The sequence below is a fragment of the Paenibacillus sp. FSL W7-1332 genome (assembly GCF_037969785.1).
Taxonomy (GTDB): domain Bacteria; phylum Bacillota; class Bacilli; order Paenibacillales; family Paenibacillaceae; genus Paenibacillus_AQ.
On record NZ_CP150209.1, the window covers coordinates 3,003,517 to 3,019,968 of the forward strand.

The 16,452-nt window shown below is 36.7% G+C and carries 18 protein-coding genes; all 18 read left to right on the top strand.

All coding sequences use genetic code 11. The features are described 5' to 3' along the window. The 18 genes from MKX98_RS13395 to MKX98_RS13480 all read left to right on the top strand — a co-directional run bounded on the left by MKX98_RS13395 (nt 1) and on the right by MKX98_RS13480 (nt 16,074). Nucleotides 1–420, top strand: a complete 420-nt coding sequence (locus tag MKX98_RS13395; protein WP_339223406.1) for a hypothetical protein — start codon at nt 1–3, stop codon at nt 418–420. Nucleotides 421–873: 453 nt separating this feature from the next. After that, nucleotides 874–1,122 carry a hypothetical protein gene (locus MKX98_RS13400; RefSeq protein ID WP_339223408.1) on the top strand — a complete coding sequence of 83 codons (249 nt, stop codon included), beginning with the start codon at nt 874–876 and terminating at the stop codon, nt 1,120–1,122. A gap of 207 nt (nt 1,123–1,329) precedes the next feature. Continuing rightward, the gene (locus MKX98_RS13405) at nt 1,330–2,223 is read left to right on the top strand and encodes a hypothetical protein (RefSeq protein WP_339223410.1); all 894 of its coding nucleotides are present in this window, start codon (nt 1,330–1,332) and stop codon (nt 2,221–2,223) included. Between the two features lie 846 nt (nt 2,224–3,069). Further along, nucleotides 3,070–3,816 carry a hypothetical protein gene (locus MKX98_RS13410; protein ID WP_339223412.1) on the top strand — a complete coding sequence of 249 codons (747 nt, stop codon included), beginning with the start codon at nt 3,070–3,072 and terminating at the stop codon, nt 3,814–3,816. Nucleotides 3,817–4,770: 954 nt separating this feature from the next. After that, complete coding sequence (locus tag MKX98_RS13415; protein ID WP_339223414.1) at nt 4,771–6,309, top strand: tetratricopeptide repeat protein; 1,539 nt, start codon at nt 4,771–4,773, stop codon at nt 6,307–6,309. A gap of 281 nt (nt 6,310–6,590) precedes the next feature. Further along, on the top strand, nt 6,591–7,187 hold the full coding sequence (locus tag MKX98_RS13420) for a hypothetical protein (RefSeq protein WP_339223416.1): 597 nt from the start codon (nt 6,591–6,593) through the stop codon (nt 7,185–7,187). Between the two features lie 187 nt (nt 7,188–7,374). Beyond that, nucleotides 7,375–8,127, top strand: a complete 753-nt coding sequence (locus MKX98_RS13425) for a hypothetical protein (protein WP_339223417.1) — start codon at nt 7,375–7,377, stop codon at nt 8,125–8,127. A 215-nt stretch (nt 8,128–8,342) separates the two neighbouring features. Further along, nucleotides 8,343–8,891: an ATP-binding protein gene (locus tag MKX98_RS13430; protein WP_339223419.1), complete on the top strand. Its 549-nt coding sequence runs from the start codon at nt 8,343–8,345 to the stop codon at nt 8,889–8,891. A gap of 201 nt (nt 8,892–9,092) precedes the next feature. Further along, entirely contained in the window at nt 9,093–9,596 is a 504-nt protein-coding gene (locus MKX98_RS13435; RefSeq protein ID WP_339223421.1) for a GNAT family N-acetyltransferase, read from the top strand. Between the two features lie 237 nt (nt 9,597–9,833). Next, nucleotides 9,834–10,484, top strand: a complete 651-nt coding sequence (locus tag MKX98_RS13440; protein WP_339223423.1) for a lysozyme inhibitor LprI family protein — start codon at nt 9,834–9,836, stop codon at nt 10,482–10,484. A 353-nt stretch (nt 10,485–10,837) separates the two neighbouring features. Then, nucleotides 10,838–11,389 (top strand): SAM-dependent methyltransferase, encoded by a 552-nt coding sequence (locus MKX98_RS13445; protein WP_339223425.1) that lies wholly within the window; start codon nt 10,838–10,840, stop codon nt 11,387–11,389. 208 nt (nt 11,390–11,597) lie between these two features. Further along, nucleotides 11,598–11,846 (top strand): hypothetical protein, encoded by a 249-nt coding sequence (locus MKX98_RS13450; RefSeq protein ID WP_339223426.1) that lies wholly within the window; start codon nt 11,598–11,600, stop codon nt 11,844–11,846. A gap of 212 nt (nt 11,847–12,058) precedes the next feature. Further along, a complete protein-coding gene (locus tag MKX98_RS13455; RefSeq protein WP_339223429.1) occupies nt 12,059–12,199 on the top strand; it encodes a hypothetical protein in 141 nt (46 codons plus the stop codon). Further along, entirely contained in the window at nt 12,200–12,661 is a 462-nt protein-coding gene (locus MKX98_RS13460) for a hypothetical protein (protein WP_339223431.1), read from the top strand. A 72-nt stretch (nt 12,662–12,733) separates the two neighbouring features. Then, the gene (locus MKX98_RS13465) at nt 12,734–13,546 is read left to right on the top strand and encodes a class I SAM-dependent methyltransferase (protein WP_339223433.1); all 813 of its coding nucleotides are present in this window, start codon (nt 12,734–12,736) and stop codon (nt 13,544–13,546) included. Between the two features lie 117 nt (nt 13,547–13,663). Beyond that, nucleotides 13,664–13,894 carry a hypothetical protein gene (locus tag MKX98_RS13470; protein ID WP_339223435.1) on the top strand — a complete coding sequence of 77 codons (231 nt, stop codon included), beginning with the start codon at nt 13,664–13,666 and terminating at the stop codon, nt 13,892–13,894. Between the two features lie 222 nt (nt 13,895–14,116). Beyond that, nucleotides 14,117–14,872: a Nif3-like dinuclear metal center hexameric protein gene (locus tag MKX98_RS13475; RefSeq protein ID WP_339223436.1), complete on the top strand. Its 756-nt coding sequence runs from the start codon at nt 14,117–14,119 to the stop codon at nt 14,870–14,872. A gap of 560 nt (nt 14,873–15,432) precedes the next feature. Further along, nucleotides 15,433–16,074: an HAD-IA family hydrolase gene (locus MKX98_RS13480; protein WP_339223438.1), complete on the top strand. Its 642-nt coding sequence runs from the start codon at nt 15,433–15,435 to the stop codon at nt 16,072–16,074. Nucleotides 16,075–16,452 lie beyond the last annotated feature (378 nt).

The following is a 16,452-nucleotide window of genomic DNA, read 5'->3' on the forward strand; positions in this document are numbered from 1 at the left end:
ATGGAAGGGTTCTTGGATTCAAGCCTAGAAAATGCATTTGATGCAATTAGCTTGCTCCTGGTATTTGTAACAATATTATTTGGAATTCAGTACCCTCGAGTAGTTGCTGCACTAGACGAAGATATACTAAAAGATAGACCAAGAGAACTTGAGAAGCAGAAGAAGAAGCTAATTAGATTACTGATTTTTAAATGGACACCAGTTGTGTTTCTTACTTTCTTATGCACATATTCAATGATGCCATTAGCAATTAAGACCATTGTTTACTCGGATCTTAACTTGATAGATTTTGATCTCCTTAGAACGGCATTTGTTATGGCATGGGTTTTCACAATCTTTTTTTTCTTAGCATCACTGTACTTTGTTATTAAGATTATAAGAACAATAAATGAAATAAAAAGGTGTTTAGATCGTCCTTAATGGTATTTCTATTCTGTAATATCAGGCAGGCATATTGCATCAGCTAACAAAGTATTCACGCATCGAGGCTATCACCCCTTGGTTGTCAGAAGTATACTCGTGGAGGAAAGTTCAGACAACAAATGCCCCAGCCTAGATAAGAGCTATCTAAGGCTGGGGCATTTCGTGAATACGGGAACGTTAGGCGAAATATCCGCAGTAATAAATCTTTAAGGACTGATTCAATGGAAATATCAAATAATAAAATCAATGAAATTCTTAAGAAAGAGCATACTCTCAAATATCATGATAAATCTGAATTAATTGATGTAGTATGGCCAGACTTTGTGGAGGTAGAAGGTTGCATTGTAATAAAGAAAAACACTGAAAATCAATGTAGAAATTAATATTGAACATATTATTCACCAGTTTGGGGATCGAACTGGATTTGAAGCAAGTGAAAGTCATGTTCATATGATAGATATATCAAATACCTTTAAAAAACATCTTTTAGAAGGATTAAAGTTTGCAAAGAAGCTATTAGAAATGTGGTCCACTAAACTAAAAATTGATTTTCCAGAGTATGAATTTATCCTTATCTTAACTTATCATGATGATGATACAATTTTACGTTTTCATAGATTAAGAGAATCAGAAGAGACTTGGATAAACATTAATAACATAGAAGAGTTTGAAGAAGGGATCATTATTAGGAAAGTGTAATCGAAGAAGGCAGATACCTCGCCTAACATAGTATCTTACGCTGCGGGCTTCGCCCTTGGTTCGTAAGAGGTATTAAGCAAAGGGGTGTACTCAGCGAACAACCCTGCGAGGCTAAGTCCGTTTGACCCGGCGCGGTGCGCCTTAAGCCTCTCGGATTCGTAGATACACAAACGTTAGGCGAAATTACTATTTGAAAGGAATAATCTTATGAATTCAATCATTCAAGAATTGCAATCAGAAGCATACGATCCAAAAATTTCGACATCTAATTTGCTAAGAAAGGCTTATGTAGTGGCGAAAAAACTTAGAATAACTGAGTTTGAGGAATGGCTTCATGAAGAATTAAATGGATATGAGAGCTATAACAAAACTCCAAATTATAGAGACATCAAAGGAGACCTAAGAGCATGGAATCCTTTTCAAGGATGGGTCCCTGCAATTATTAACGATACAGAGTTATCGAGTCTAGCGAGTTCATCAAAAGTAATGCAGTCCATTCCTGAGTTAGAACGTTTAGTGCAAGCAGATTCTAATGGTATGGTCATGCAATTTGCTGATGGTTTGAGGAATCAATTATCTGAAATGTTCGGCGTGGAAACTAATTTTCAGCTTCATTTCGGAAAATCGCAAATCGAAAAAATTATTGAGAGCGTTAGAAATATCGTTTTAGATTGGGCATTAAAGCTTGAAGAGGATGGTATTTTAGGTGAGGGGCTAAGCTTTACCAAAGAAGAAAAAGCAAAAGCAAAAGAAAATGAGTATAACGTGAATAATTATTATGGAGATATTCAAAACTCACAGATTCAACAAAATACTACTAATTCAAATCAATATATGAACTTCGAGAATATTAAAGAGAGCGAAGTATTAAAGGTTATAAAATTAATCAAAGAAAATCTTCATGGTATAGAATTTAATGAAACAGATGGAGCTGTTGTAAGTTCTGAAATAGAAACAATTGATGCTCAGTTGAAATCTCCAAAACCAAATAAAAATATCATAGGACAGTCATTGAAGACCATTAGAAACTTGATGGAAGGTATGACTGGAAGTTTAATTGCTTCGGGAGTTCTTTATCAGATTGATCAGCTAATCAAATAGTAACATCGCCCAACATAATATTCACGCTGCGGGCATACGCCCTGGGTCAGGCATACGCCGGACACCCAGCATGCGCTGGGTCGTGAATACAGGAACGTTATGCGAAATTGCCAAGAGTATGAAACATTTATTTAGAATTGGACGGTTGTAACTTTTCAACTTCAATTTAATACCAAGGTTGGTGATTACAATGAAGAAAGTTTTGATTCTACTTTTAATGATCATAGTTTGTGGCTGTCAATCGAAGTCTGAAAATTCAATTCCAACCCACTTAAATTCAATTAGCTTAACAAAAATCTATCCAGGAGATAATCCAATGTAAACAAAGTCGAATTACTAGATGGATTAACAGGAGAGAGAAAAACAATTGTAGATGAGAGAATAATTCAGGAATGGCTCAACAAAATCAAAGAAATTGAATTAATTCCTGACGATAATCAAGAACAGAGAACAGGATATATTTTTGAAATTACCTTATTTGAAAATGAGAATAAGATTCTTGGATTCATTCCAAATGAAATAAACAACATATATTACAAAGCAAATGAAGCATTTTTAGAACCAACAAGAGCATTATTCGAAGAACAATTTGGACGAAAATTCTAAGAAGAGGCAACATCACCTAACCCATATCCACGCATCGGAGCCTGCCGGCTCCTCGGTCCGCCCTAATGGGACGGCAAAGGAGAGGAATCAGGCGGACACATCCGCATCTAACCGCATCGCGGCCGCTCCCGTTGGTCGCTTAAGTCGGTGGGACGTCGTGGATACTGAAACGTTATCCGAAACTGCTGAAAAAACACTACAAACACATAAGTTTATAAAAATGCAATGGAGTGATTAAAGATGAGCAGTGCAATATGTTATTGGTGTGGTACGGAAGCTACTTCAATGGAGCATGTCCCACCTAAATGCCTTTTTCCAGAAGAAAAGGACGTGAAAGTCGTATTAAACAAATCATTTAGAAATAATTTGATAACTGTCCCTTCTTGTAATGAACATAATACGAATAAGTCAAATTTAGATGAATATCTGATGGCCACTTTAAGCGGTAAAGTTGGTAATAATTTTGTTGCTTACGTTCACACAGCAACGAAAGTTAGCCGTAGTAGAATGCGTAATCCTAAAATAATTAAGGTTGATAAAAGTGCAATATTAAAACTGAAGAACAGAGAATTTCCGGTGCTTTGGATTACTGTTGATACAATTAAGTTAAGACATTCATTCGAGGCTATTACACGAGCTTTATATTTCCACGAAAATAATGAGGTTTTTAAGGGTAGCTGCTTTGTTGTCTCAACATTATTTGATCACGAGGATGATCCTAATGGAACAGAATTTAACAAAAGATCATCCGCTCTCTTAGAGTCAGAGCAAAGACATTGGAAAACAGAAATAAAAGGGAGCAATCCTGATATTTTTACATACCAATTCAGTGAGGTGGATGGATTTAAATGTCAAACGTTAATGATGACTTTTTATGAGGGGACTAGAGTCTTTGTAATATTAAATGGGATGACTGAGGCCGAAATAGAGGACGCTAAACTTAAATTAGCATTTCTCACTGATACTATATTTGGCGACCTGAATTAATGAATGTGGTAGAACAATCAAGAAGTCAGCAGAATCGGATAACAACATATTCAAGCATCGGGCATTCGCCCTCGGTCCGGCAGAAGAATTGGCGGGGGAGTTGGAACAGCCGGACACATCCGACTCCGTCGGACGTCGTGAATATACGAAACGTTATATGAAATCAGCACAATGAATAAAAAAACTATATAAACCATAGAACAAGACTATCCTAAAGAGTGAGGAGTGAAAGTAACATGCGAATTAATAAATCTCCTGGCGGATCAATCTTTCCTTATCATTATAAGAATGCGGAAATACATTGCTTGAAGTACGGTAGTTTCTATAGAAATTATGATGATTTATATAATCTGTTTAAAGCGGAAGAGGAGTTTATTATTGGAAATAACCGTAAATTGAGAATATGGGTTGACTTCTATAAAACGAATAAAACACTGAAGAGGTTCTTGTTAAGTTCCTAGAGAGTTTTAATCGTATTAATGGTCAGATTAAATTGTCGATTGTTGGATGTTCAATTATTGATAAATGGAGACTAAATAGATTAGGAAAGAAACTGGGAATCAATTTTGAATTCTCAATTAGATACTATAGAGATCCAGAGGACGCCAAAGCTTGGTTGGTTCACGAATGACCAAAAAAGATTAAGAATACTCTTTAGAGTAATCCAAGAAGGTGCTGACATCCGATAACAATGTATTCACGCATCGGGGAACAAGCCCCTTCGGTCTTGGCGCTAGTCGATGAAATCGACCAGATGGCAGCTACGACACATCCGCACCGACTAACTGCGAAAGCGCAGCCGCCCTACGGGCTTAAGTCGGTGGGACGTCGTGAACACGGAACCGTTAAAGGAAATACTCAAAAGAGACAATCTGATAGAAATAGAGTTACCAATTGAATTAGTGAAATAGTTAAAGTTTTAAACAACTTATTTAAAGGAGCATAAATTATATAATGAAAAAAACTAGATCGCATAACCTTGAAGAAATTTCTCAAAATCAGTTACAGAAAATAGCGATAGAAAGAAATTGGATATATAGAGAAAAAAATAAAGATTATGGCATAGACGGAGAATTTCAATTTGTGGACTCTGACAATAATGTTACGGAAAGAATAGTGTTAATACAATTAAAAGCAACGGACAATCCAGTTAGAAATGACATTGCGAAAAAGGCGATTAACGTGAAAAATTTATTGAGCTATGAGAAACAATGGTTACCAGTATTTATAATGTTTTGGATTAATCCAATGCAAAAATTTTATTATGTTTTCGTGCAAAAATATATAAGAGAAGTTTTAGAGCAGAAAATACCAGACTGGAGAAATAAAAAAAGTATTACTATATCTGAATTTGAAAGTCTAATTAACCCTGATGATTTAAATACTTTAGCCTTAGAAGGCCAACTGTATATTATAAAAAATAAAATGGGTATTGCTGATGAAGAAGCAGTTTTTTACTGGGATAAAGGTATATTATCTTCTGATAAACAAATTGTGAAAGAAATTGCAGTTGAAATTATTACTATGGCTAAAAAAAGAAAATTTAAAGAGGCTAGAGAATTAATTAGAAAAACGAGACTGAAATATAATTTAAGTACAAAAGAAAATATATCTTTATATACATATGAGGGAGTAATTCATAGTGAACTAAGTGAGTATAAAGAAGCAATAGAAGTACATAAAGAAATTTTAGAAATTATACAAGAGAAAGCAAGTGAAGAATTACTTGAAATAAAAGTTATTACATTTGGTAACATTGGTATCGCATATAGACTTACTGGAGAAATAAAAAAAGCAGAGGAATATTTTTTAAAGGTTTTAGAGAATCATGAGCATGTAGATAAATTATTCTTAGCTAATGCACAGAATAATTTAGCGGTTTTATATAAGAATACTGGTCAGTATAAGAATTCATTGAAACTCTATCTACTTGCTTTAGATACTTATAAAATACTTGATAGCAAATTCAATATAGGTATTGTTTTAGGAAACATAGGAGTATTGTATAGACGCTTAAAGAATTATGAAGCTGCTATAGAATATGCTGACATGTCTATAGAGATAAGCTTAGAAATAGGAGATAGGTATAATATTTCTAATCAGTATGGAAATAAAGCGTTAATTTTTAATGAATTAGAGTTTTACGATGAGGCTATTTCCTGGTATGAAATAACTTTAAAGCTAAAGGAAGAGATACAGGATAAAAAAGGTGTTTATTTATGCTATGGGAATATAGGGAAGGCCAAAATGAATAAAGGTCAATATTCAATAGCAGAAAAAGAAATAATGAAATCGATTTCTGGTTTTAATGAGATTGGGTACAGGCAAGGGGCTGGGGAGATGTCAGTGAATCTTGCATTGATTAAAGCAGGATTAGGAAAAAAGCAAGAAGCGATAACGTTATTGAAGCAAGTGATTAAGCTTGCTATTGATTTAAACCATGAACTTTTAAAAAGGTACGCAGAAACAGAGTTGCAAAATTTAAGCGGTTAAAAAGTAAGATAATCTAAAATTAAACATGATGAAATATCGTTGTGAGTTGAAAATATTTTAAATTGAAAGAGTACATCCTATAACATTATATCCACGCATCGGAGCCTTGTGGCTCCTCGGTCCGCCAGAAGGGGATTGACAGGGGAGTGGAATCAAGCGGACACAACCGCACCGACTAACCGCATCGCGGCCGCTCCCGTTGGTCGCTTAAGTCGGTGAGACGTCGTGGATAAGGTAACGTTAGATGAAACCGTCGCAAACCCTAAGGAGATGTGAAACAGATGAGATTTCAATACGGTGACGATATAGACAAAGCACTAGTCAAAGTTATATCACATGAATTTTCTCGATGCGATTTTGCATTTAAACTCTATATTGATTTAAAAACAAAGACATATTTAAGAAAAAAAGTAAAAGACAATAATATTGATTTAATGGTTTATAATGCATACTCATTATTCATTCAACATTTATATGAGTATTTTCAGGGATGTCTGATTCGGGATTGTTTAGACACACGTAAAATCCCACATGAAACTATTGATTTATTAGTAAACAATGAAGTCAACAAGATTCTAAATATTTGGAGAACACTAATTGATATCGGCAAAGCTCCAAGTTGGGCAAATGATAGAAATTATTATGAGGGTACGGTTCCAGATGAATTTGGACTACATTTTAGAAATGTACGAAATAACGTTGCTCATGTAGATTATAGAAGAGTCGATGGAGGCAACAGAATAACACTTACTAATTTTTTTGACAGGTATCATAAATATATAATGTTGCTCTATTATAATGGGCGAGAATGGTGGGACATTAGTGGTAGCGAGGAACTTGATTTTGGAGATATTACTTCCTTTAATAAACTTACATAAAATCCTCTTGATAATACAAGGAAGGCAACAGCATCATCTAACATAATATTCAAGCAACGGCTCCTTACGGAGCTTTGGTCTGCTGGATGGATTTCAGAGAGGCATTTCAGCAGACACATTCTACTTCGTCGAACGTCTTGAATACAGGAACGTTATCAGAAATTCTTGTGAATGAAGGAGTATACAATTGAAACCATTCAAAAAATTAAAAAGTAAAAGAGACATCCGTTTATATTTTATGTTTATCAAGGAAGAATTAAACGCATATAGAGCATACTCATTAAAAATTGAAGAATTTTTAGAAGCTTCTCTAGAAGATAAAGAGAATGAATTCGAGAAATTGACAGCAGACATGGATGATGGGGCATCGTTTAATATCTATGATAAAGAATACGGAAATGAGATAAATAGACTAGAGGATGTTTTTCCAAATCTATTAAGAGTTACTCTCTTTATTAAGTGTTTCTCTTTTCTTGAGGTTGAGCTGTTTAGTTTAGCGAATGAACTAAAAAAAGAATTAGACCTATCTCTATCAATCAATGATCTACAAGGAAGTAATATAAGAAAAGCTCAGAATTATCTGAAAAATGTTGCTAATATTGAATTCCCTGACAATGATGAATCTTGGCATGAAATAAAGAAATATAACATTCTTAGAAATTATCTCGTTCACGATGGATTAGGGTTTCCAATAACTATGGAAGAGCTAGATAGCAATGCATCAAAGATAGGGATAACTGGAAAGACTAAAGAGCTTATAAATATTATTAATCAGCATCCACTACTGTCTTTAGAAGAGAGTTTAGTCGATTATCTTGAACTGAGATTATCTAAAGAGTTTTGTAGTGAAGTTATTGATGATTTGATGAGGTTTTTCACAATAATATATAATATATTATTGAATTGTGAATGGGTTATCGAAGAAGACAAGAACTTCTGATAACAAAGTATCTACGCTGTGGTCCTTTCGACCCTTGGTCTGCAAGATGTGATTCGGTGAAGTGATTACAGCAGACAACCCTGTGAGGCTAAGTCCGTTGGACCCGGTCGCTGTGCTCCCTTAAGCCTCTCGGATTCGTAGATACATAGACGTTATCTGAAAGATCGGCAAAAAACATTATAGAGACCAGCAGATCATTAATAGGAGAGTATTTTATGAGACGCCTAGTAATCATGACGGTTGGAAAAACGCATAGTGGAAAGACCACTTTCGCTAAAGAATTAGAATCTGTATTACAACAAGCCATTGTCATTGATCAAGATAATCATGCTGAATTTATTAATAGCCATTATAAGAAACTTCTCCCTATAGATGGGCCTAACACTTTAAAGTTCTCTGTAACTAATGCGATTGTTAAGTATGCTATTGAGGAAAGCAATTTCCACATTATCTTGAGTAATTCCAATTTAAATAAATCTGGAAGAACAAATGTACTCCGATACTTTCAGGACAAAGGATTTGAAAGCATTATAATTTACTTTGATCTACCAACTGATTTACTGAAAGAACGTGTAATACAAACTCAAAGAAGTAAAACTATATTTAGAAGTGCTTCGAGCTTTTTGGAAGTATTGGAGAGACAAGAAAATTCGACAGAAATACAACCTAGTAAAGATGAAGCGAATTATCTATTTGACATTAAGGACTCCAATAATACCATGGATATTATTCAACAAATAAAAGTTATTAGTGAATTTAGATAATTGAAGAAGGCCGATCCATAGATAACAACGTATTCAGGCTTCAAACCTGGCGGTTCTCGGTCCGGTAGGAGTGAATAAGCTAGGAAGGGAATCATCTCCCTAAGATAAGAGCTATCTAAGGGAGATGGACGTCGTGAATACAAGAACGTTAGGCGAAACCGCTGAAGAGCAAATACCATATAAGGAAAGAAGGATAACCAAATGATCACAATTAGGTTTGTTACGAGTGAGGATATCCCGCACGTTCAATCAATAGCTCATGAAACATGGATTTATACTTATGAAGGAATTTACTCAAAAGATTTCATTCATAAATTTCTAAGCAGGGCTTATTCTAATGAAAATTTAAGTCGAGCTGTAGAGAGAGATCTTCAAAGTCCCAAACGGAGTTTTTTGATAGCTGAATTTAATAACGAAGTCGTAGGATATGCTCAAACAAGTCAAGTAAATGAAGAAGAATATGAATTACTAAGAATCTATGTACGACCTGAATATCATAAAAAGGGAATAGGAAAAGGCTTCATTCAGGAATATATTCAAGTTTTAAAGCCAATAAAGAAACTGTTTACTTGGGTAGCGAAAGAGAACCACAGAGGAAGAGCGTTTTATGAGAAGAGCGGATTTAAAGAATTAGAAGAAAAAATTGAAACAATAGAAGGACAGAGTAAAAAGCAAATTAAATATGTATTGGAAATCTTGAATTAATAGGGTGTAAGTAGTTCAACGCGGCATCGCCTAACAACGTAACTACGCCGCGTCGCATTCGCTCCTTGGTCTGCCGAGGAATTTTCGAAGATGCGGTCTCAGTAGACAACCTTGCACAGCCTAACCGCGTCGCGGCCAGTCGCATACGCTCCTTTAAGGCAGTGAGGGTTCGTAGATACAAAAACGTTATGCGCCATTACCTGTAAATATTAAAGATAATATTTAAGGAGATAATTTATGAAAGGTAAGATACTCTTATTATTTTTTATTACGATAATGTTTTCATCTTGTCAAAATATTAGTCAATCGACTACCTTGAACAGCGAAACTAAATCAATAATGAATTCTGAACTGCCTCCTGATGTAGTGAGTACAGGTAATGGAACAGAATCGAAAGAAATAACTGAAGGTCGATCAGATCCTTCTAACAATGAAGTGTTATCCATGAGCATTGGGAACTATGAATTGACTGGGGAATTTTATGATGAAATGATTCGAAATCCTATAGATCATGATTATGAAGTGGAATTTAATGAATTTCAAAATTCCAAAGAGATTACAACATTGGGATGGGGGGCGTTGGAAAGCAAATATACCGAGATTTGGGATAAAGAGTTGAATCATATATATAAGAAGCTTCTTTCTAAGTTGGATAGTGAACCAAGAGAAGCACTAATTGAATCGCAGAAAGAATGGTTACAGTATCACTTAAGAGAAACCAAATTTGTAAAGAAGACATTTATTAATAACGGTTACCTTGGATCACAAGGATCGGTAAGCCTAGCTACGGTTATAAGGGAGAGAATAAGGGAAAGAACAATGCAATTATTTGAATATCGATATTTGCTAGATGGTGAAGTTGAGTTTTTATACCAAAGTAAAAAATAGAGTTGGAATCTTGATCAAAGGTTTTTAGGTGATGCTTCGAAGTCAGTAACGGCGCATAACAATGTATTCAAGCTGCGGGGCTTAAACTCTCTGATCGGGGCCGAGGAACTTCGGAGAAGCAGAGTCAGCCGGACAACCCAGCGAGCCTAAGTCTGACGACCCGTTCCCTGCGGTCACTTAAGTCTCTCGAGTTCGTGAATACGGGAACGTTATGGGAAATCATATGCAAACATTGTTTTAAGCAAGTTCAACAGAAGAAGTTCAACGGAAGTATAGTTACAGTAAATGAAATGATTTAACATTAAGTAAGTGATGTAAGTCAATTCAAAATTGGATGGTGGAACTATACGAAAGTGGTCATTGGAGCTGGACAAACAACATTTGATGGTTGGGTCAGTACGCAGGAAGATGAGTTGAATTTACTATCATTAGAAAGTTGGAACAAATTATCTGAGCCTGAGAGTATTGATGCGCTCTTAGCTGAACACGTATGGGAACACTTAACGTATAAAGAAGGTATTTTGGCTGCGAAGCATTGTTATCAATTTTTAAAACCTGGTGGGTATATTCGTTGTGCAGTTCCCGATAAGAATTTCCGTAATGATTGGTATCAACAGATGGTTCAAGTCGGTGGTCCTGGACCAGAGGATCATCCCGCAGCGTCTCACAACATAGTTTATGATGCAAAAACCTTCGTATCATTATTTGAAATCGCGGGGTTTGAAGTATCGTTGTTGGAATATTGTGATGAAAACGGGGACTTTCATTTCAGCTATTGGAATGAAATGGATGGTAGAATAGGTAGATCGTTTCGATTTGATACAAGGAATTCGATTGAAGGGCTAGGAATGGTATCTATTATTATTGATGCAAAAAAACCTCTAATAATAAGAAATAAAACCTAAAAATAAAATGGGAATTTTACTTCATTCGAAGAAGGGCTATGACATCGTATAACAATATATTCACGTTATGGAGCCTTATGGCACCTCGGTCACAAGAGGCATTTCTGAGAAGTGAAGACAGCGGACAACCCTGCACTACCTAACCGCGTCGCGGCCACTCCCGCTGGTCGCTTAAGGCAGTGAGGGTTCGTCAATACGGGAATGTTATATGAAACCTCGGTATTGTAAGAAAGAAGGAACAACAAATGGTCAATTAAGATTCAATCTGACATCTGACATAAACAAGAAATTACCATTTAGCTGTGAAATACAAATATTGAATAATCCAAGAGAAATACTTGATGATTTTTTAGGGTCCCCATTTCATAATGGGTTACCAATAGAAGGATATAATGATGACTCAGAAGATAAAGAATACATATTAAAGATTTATAAATTGCATTTAAAAAAGGACTGATAAGAAAGTAAATCGAAGATGACTGAGCATCACATAACATAGTATTCACGCTACGGGCTTACACCGCTTGGTCGCCCGATGTATAATCATGGAAGATAACTCGAACGACTCACGAGCCGACCTAAGATAGGAGCTATCTAAGGCCGGCTCGCGTCGTGAATACGGAACGTTATAGGAAATCAGCACAAAACATATTTATGGAGGATTAACAATTGAAGATAGTTAGTCAAGTTCAAGAAGATGAAGTAATAGCAGAATTCTTATTTGCAGAGGTTAACTCAGATAGATTTAAGGAAGGAATATTACATGCACTTGGAGACCATGATTTGAATTTACTTATTAACCTAATTTGAATGATCAAGCCGAGAACCAAATTAGACGAGATATTCTGGGTCAGACAAGGGGGTTCGGTCGCAATACGGATTTGTTTGAGAATTTTCCTACAGAAGTTAAATGGTGTAAAGCTTTCTTTGAGAAGTCAAGATCTAAACGAAGTAATGTACATCAACTATAGTTTTTGGAATGAATTATCAAGTAATACTAGACTTCCTTTGCAGGCATCGAAAAATATCATGAGTCAAATTGAAGTCTTTGGAATTAGTAACCAAGGATTTCTAGATATCAACTTAGCTCTCAAGAACGGTAAAGTATTTCCAAGATTAATATTTGTGTCTATGAATGAGAATTCGCGAGTAGTTGTATTAGAGGGTCACGCGCGGTTAACGGCTTATTATTTAGATAACGATTATATACCTGATGAACTTGAAGTAATTATCGGGTTCTCTGATAAGTTTAGCGTATGGGACTTATATTAAGAACATTTTGTAGGTTGTTCATAGATATTAATGCAAATCTGAATTAGAAACTATTCTGGGGAAGGTGTCTTCATGGACAAGAAGTCTGTAAATAGATCAATCATTATTGGCGCTGGCGAAGTTGGCGTAACCATTTCGGAAAACATGGATAAGAATGTTGTTCATAAGACAAACAGGCTCTATTGGGATACAAAAGGCAATGACTTCTTAAAAGCAATTTCACTTCCTTATTATGGAGGGTTTATCTCAGAAGAAAAATGCCAGCTCTTCGGCGATATCTCAGGAAAAAAACTGCTGGAGATCGGCTGCGGCAACGGCCAATCCTTGCAATATCAAGGGGAACGCAACGCATCTGAATTATGGGCTGTGGATATATCGGAAAAACAAATTGAAAAGGCAACGCAGCATTTGGAGTCACTTGGTCTATCGGCAAAATTCATCTGTTCTCCCATGGAAGAAGAATGCGGCATACCGGCGGATTATTTTTGCTATGTTTATTCGATTTATGCCATCGGTTGGACAACCGATCTTGAAGGTACCTTTTGCCGTATCGTTTCGTATCTTAAAAAAGATGGTGTATTTATTTTCAGTTGGTCTCATCCTATACACAGATGCGTTACTGATGATAATGGTAGGTTTGTTTTTAGAAAGAGTTATTTCGATGAAGCTTGGTATCCGGTAGCTGTTGATGAAGGTGAGCTATTATTAGCGGACCGTAAGCTATCAACCTATGTGAACGCTCTGGCGAAAGCGGGATTTGTAATTGAGCAATTGATTGAGCAAACTGATGATGAGATTATTGAATCGCGGGACGATAAAAGCGATTTGGCCAAGAGAGCGAAGATACTTCCTGTAACCTTAGTGATTAAGGCAAGAAAACTATAATATCTGATGACAAAGCGAAGCATGTATAAAGAACTTTAGCGGTATCGAGAAAGGCATTGACATCCGATAACACTATGTTGTTCAAACAGTAGAGCTATTTTCAGAAGGGACCTGCTGATGAGAAGAAGATATTCTATTGAAAAAGCAGAGTGGTCAGAAACAAGAGAAAAAAAGTATCAGCAAGACTGTAGAGATATTGTATTTAAGTTCGATGATGAGCTTTTACAGCAATATGACGCCGCTTATTTGAATAGAAAAGAAGGACAAACTATGGTGATAAAGCCTTTAAATCAAAAAACATTTTGGTACGAAATATGGTTAAAACTCAAAGACATCTACAATACATAATGAAACATAGAATTTAAAAGACAGTTTAAAACCTAGGCAGATCTGATTGAAGACCCTTGTGAGCAACATCAGGAAGTCGAGGACTACGTCTAACATAATATTCACGCTGCGGACATTCGTCCTTGGCCCGGCATTCGCCGGGCACTCAGCATAGACTGAGTCGTGAATACAGAAACGTTAGATGAATTCGCTAGAAGATAATGAAAGTAGGTGTAATCATAGGTGTATCTAAACCAGTTTCATGCAAAGATTGGATCACTCTTTGGGGAATTACTTATTAAATTTAAAGATCAAGGGGAATATGGTTTCACCAATAAAAATCAAAGAGAATGTAAACGAATTGGCTATTCAACGAATATTACACCGGAATTGATTGAACAAGCATATGAGAAAAAGATCGATTTAATGATAACTCATCATGACGCTTGGAATTTCATCTATGGAATGAAGGACGAGTGCGTGCGCAGGCTCAAAGCTTATGATATTGCCCACTTCTTCATACATTTACCTTTGGACTATGCTGATTTTGGTACAGGACAGTCGTTATTAAATGAGATCGGTCAAATACAAATGATCCAAGGATCATACTATTTGAATGGAGAAAGTCGAATCGGTATAGGAGAATTGCTTGAGACAATTACATTCAATGAGTTAGTGACTCGATTGAAATTGCGATGCAATGAAGAGGTAAAGGCTTGGAACTTTGGAACGCAGTCAATTCAGCGAATCGGAATCCTTACGGGAGCAGGCGATGGTACGAAACATGTAAGAGAAGCTTTGGAAGCACAGTGTGATGTCTATATAACAGGGGAGAAGACGTTATATACAATTCAGTATGCTGAATTTTCAAAGATCAATTTGATTGTAGGGAGCCACACATTTACCGAGGTGTTTGGTGTTCGATCTCTTGCAAATAAAGTCAGAGAGTCGTTTCCTGAAATCGAAATTGTATACATTGAAGAAAAACATATGGAATAGATTGCGAGGGTAACTCAAGGCGACTTTGACTAACACAGCATTCACGCATCGGCTGACGCCCTCGGCCGCAGACGTGGATTCGAGGAAGTGATTGCCGTCGCAACTCCCTACGGCAGTTCGTGAGTCCGAGGAACGTTATAAGAAATATCCGCAAAAACAATAAAACCATCTTGGGGTGAAGCATGGAAGATTGTATCTACTGCAATATAACTCAAGAAATTAAGATTTTCGGATGAAACATACGCAGGCAAAGGAATCCGGTATCTTTTTAAGAGTGATATAAATAAAAGGAATGGGAAATAAATAACGACACTTTGTGAGCAGTTCAAGAAGGCAGCTGCGACACACCCGCACCACCTAACGCATCTCGGCCGGATATAAAGGTCCTAAGGGAGTGGGGCGTCGGGAACACGACATCGTTATAAGAAATCGGCGAAGAGCCCGGGACGAGAAGAACCTATATTCATGTAAGGCAAGCAGGTAGCTGGTCTGAACAATTCAATTTATTATTTCGAGATTACTTAAGAACTCATGAAGAATATGTAAGGGAGAACGAAACAATGAAAAAGTACATACTCTTCGATCATGATGGTGTTCTGGTTGATACTGAATACTGGTACTACAAAGCGGGAGAACGCGCTCTGGCTGACATTGGATTTACCTTGGATAAAGATCAATACCTCCGCGACATGACCCAGTCGCTGGGCACTTGGTCCCAAGCTAAGGCGGCAGGTATTGATGAACAGACCATAAGCAAGCAGCGTGAGGTCCGCAACGACTATTATCAGGAATATCTAAGAACAGAAGCCATAGAGATTGAAGGCGTAGTTGAAACTCTAGCCGAACTGTCAAAGTACGTCCGCATGGCCATCGTGACGACTGCAAAACGCGCGGATTTTCAACTTATTCACGAAAAGCGCCAGATTAGACAATTCATGGATTTTGTCCTTGTTCGCGAAGACTACGAGCGCACCAAGCCGCACCCGGAACCATACTTGACCGGCCTAAAGCGCTTCGGAGCTACCAAAGAAGAGACCCTGATTGTAGAGGATTCAAACAGAGGGTTGAACTCAGCCGTGGCGGCTGGTATCGACTGTGCTATTGTCCATAACGACTTCACCAAAACACATGACTTCTCACAGGCAAGCTATCGAATCAAGACTCTGATTGAACTGAAGGACATTATTCTGAATGTAACCTGAGAGAGCATTCGCCAGCATGTCCCGTACTCACTTTAAATGATATAGGTGATTGGGTTACAAGAATTCATGAACGGTTAGGAATAGATATGGACATAATACGGCAGTCTTTGAAAGTATATTCGAAGATGTCCCCCATTATTAAATCATTTAACAAAACATTCACGCTACGGGACGGCAAGCTGACCCTTAGTCCCGGAAGCATGAGCGAGGAAGCAATTGCCGGGACACATTCGCACTGGCTAAGATAGGGACTATCTAAGCCAGTGGAACGTCTTGAATGCAGGAACGTTATATGATACCGGGAATATCTAATAAGGAAATACACCGGGAATTTAGCATACATGTGCGGAAAATTAATAACATATTAATTTTCTTTAC

What these genes read in the sequence shown, in the direction of transcription:
- MKX98_RS13395 (WP_339223406.1), top strand. Translation starts at nt 1, where the DNA reads ATGGAAGGGTTCTTGGATTCAAGCCTAGAAAATGCATTTGATGCAATT.
- MKX98_RS13400 (WP_339223408.1), top strand. Translation starts at nt 874, where the DNA reads ATGATAGATATATCAAATACCTTTAAAAAACATCTTTTAGAAGGATTA.
- MKX98_RS13405 (WP_339223410.1), top strand. Translation starts at nt 1,330, where the DNA reads ATGAATTCAATCATTCAAGAATTGCAATCAGAAGCATACGATCCAAAA.
- MKX98_RS13410 (WP_339223412.1), top strand. Translation starts at nt 3,070, where the DNA reads ATGAGCAGTGCAATATGTTATTGGTGTGGTACGGAAGCTACTTCAATG.
- MKX98_RS13415 (WP_339223414.1), top strand. Translation starts at nt 4,771, where the DNA reads ATGAAAAAAACTAGATCGCATAACCTTGAAGAAATTTCTCAAAATCAG.
- MKX98_RS13420 (WP_339223416.1), top strand. Translation starts at nt 6,591, where the DNA reads ATGAGATTTCAATACGGTGACGATATAGACAAAGCACTAGTCAAAGTT.
- MKX98_RS13430 (WP_339223419.1), top strand. Translation starts at nt 8,343, where the DNA reads ATGAGACGCCTAGTAATCATGACGGTTGGAAAAACGCATAGTGGAAAG.
- MKX98_RS13435 (WP_339223421.1), top strand. Translation starts at nt 9,093, where the DNA reads ATGATCACAATTAGGTTTGTTACGAGTGAGGATATCCCGCACGTTCAA.
- MKX98_RS13440 (WP_339223423.1), top strand. Translation starts at nt 9,834, where the DNA reads ATGAAAGGTAAGATACTCTTATTATTTTTTATTACGATAATGTTTTCA.
- MKX98_RS13450 (WP_339223426.1), top strand. Translation starts at nt 11,598, where the DNA reads ATGAAACCTCGGTATTGTAAGAAAGAAGGAACAACAAATGGTCAATTA.
- MKX98_RS13460 (WP_339223431.1), top strand. Translation starts at nt 12,200, where the DNA reads ATGATCAAGCCGAGAACCAAATTAGACGAGATATTCTGGGTCAGACAA.
- MKX98_RS13465 (WP_339223433.1), top strand. Translation starts at nt 12,734, where the DNA reads ATGGACAAGAAGTCTGTAAATAGATCAATCATTATTGGCGCTGGCGAA.
- MKX98_RS13470 (WP_339223435.1), top strand. Translation starts at nt 13,664, where the DNA reads ATGAGAAGAAGATATTCTATTGAAAAAGCAGAGTGGTCAGAAACAAGA.
- MKX98_RS13480 (WP_339223438.1), top strand. Translation starts at nt 15,433, where the DNA reads ATGAAAAAGTACATACTCTTCGATCATGATGGTGTTCTGGTTGATACT.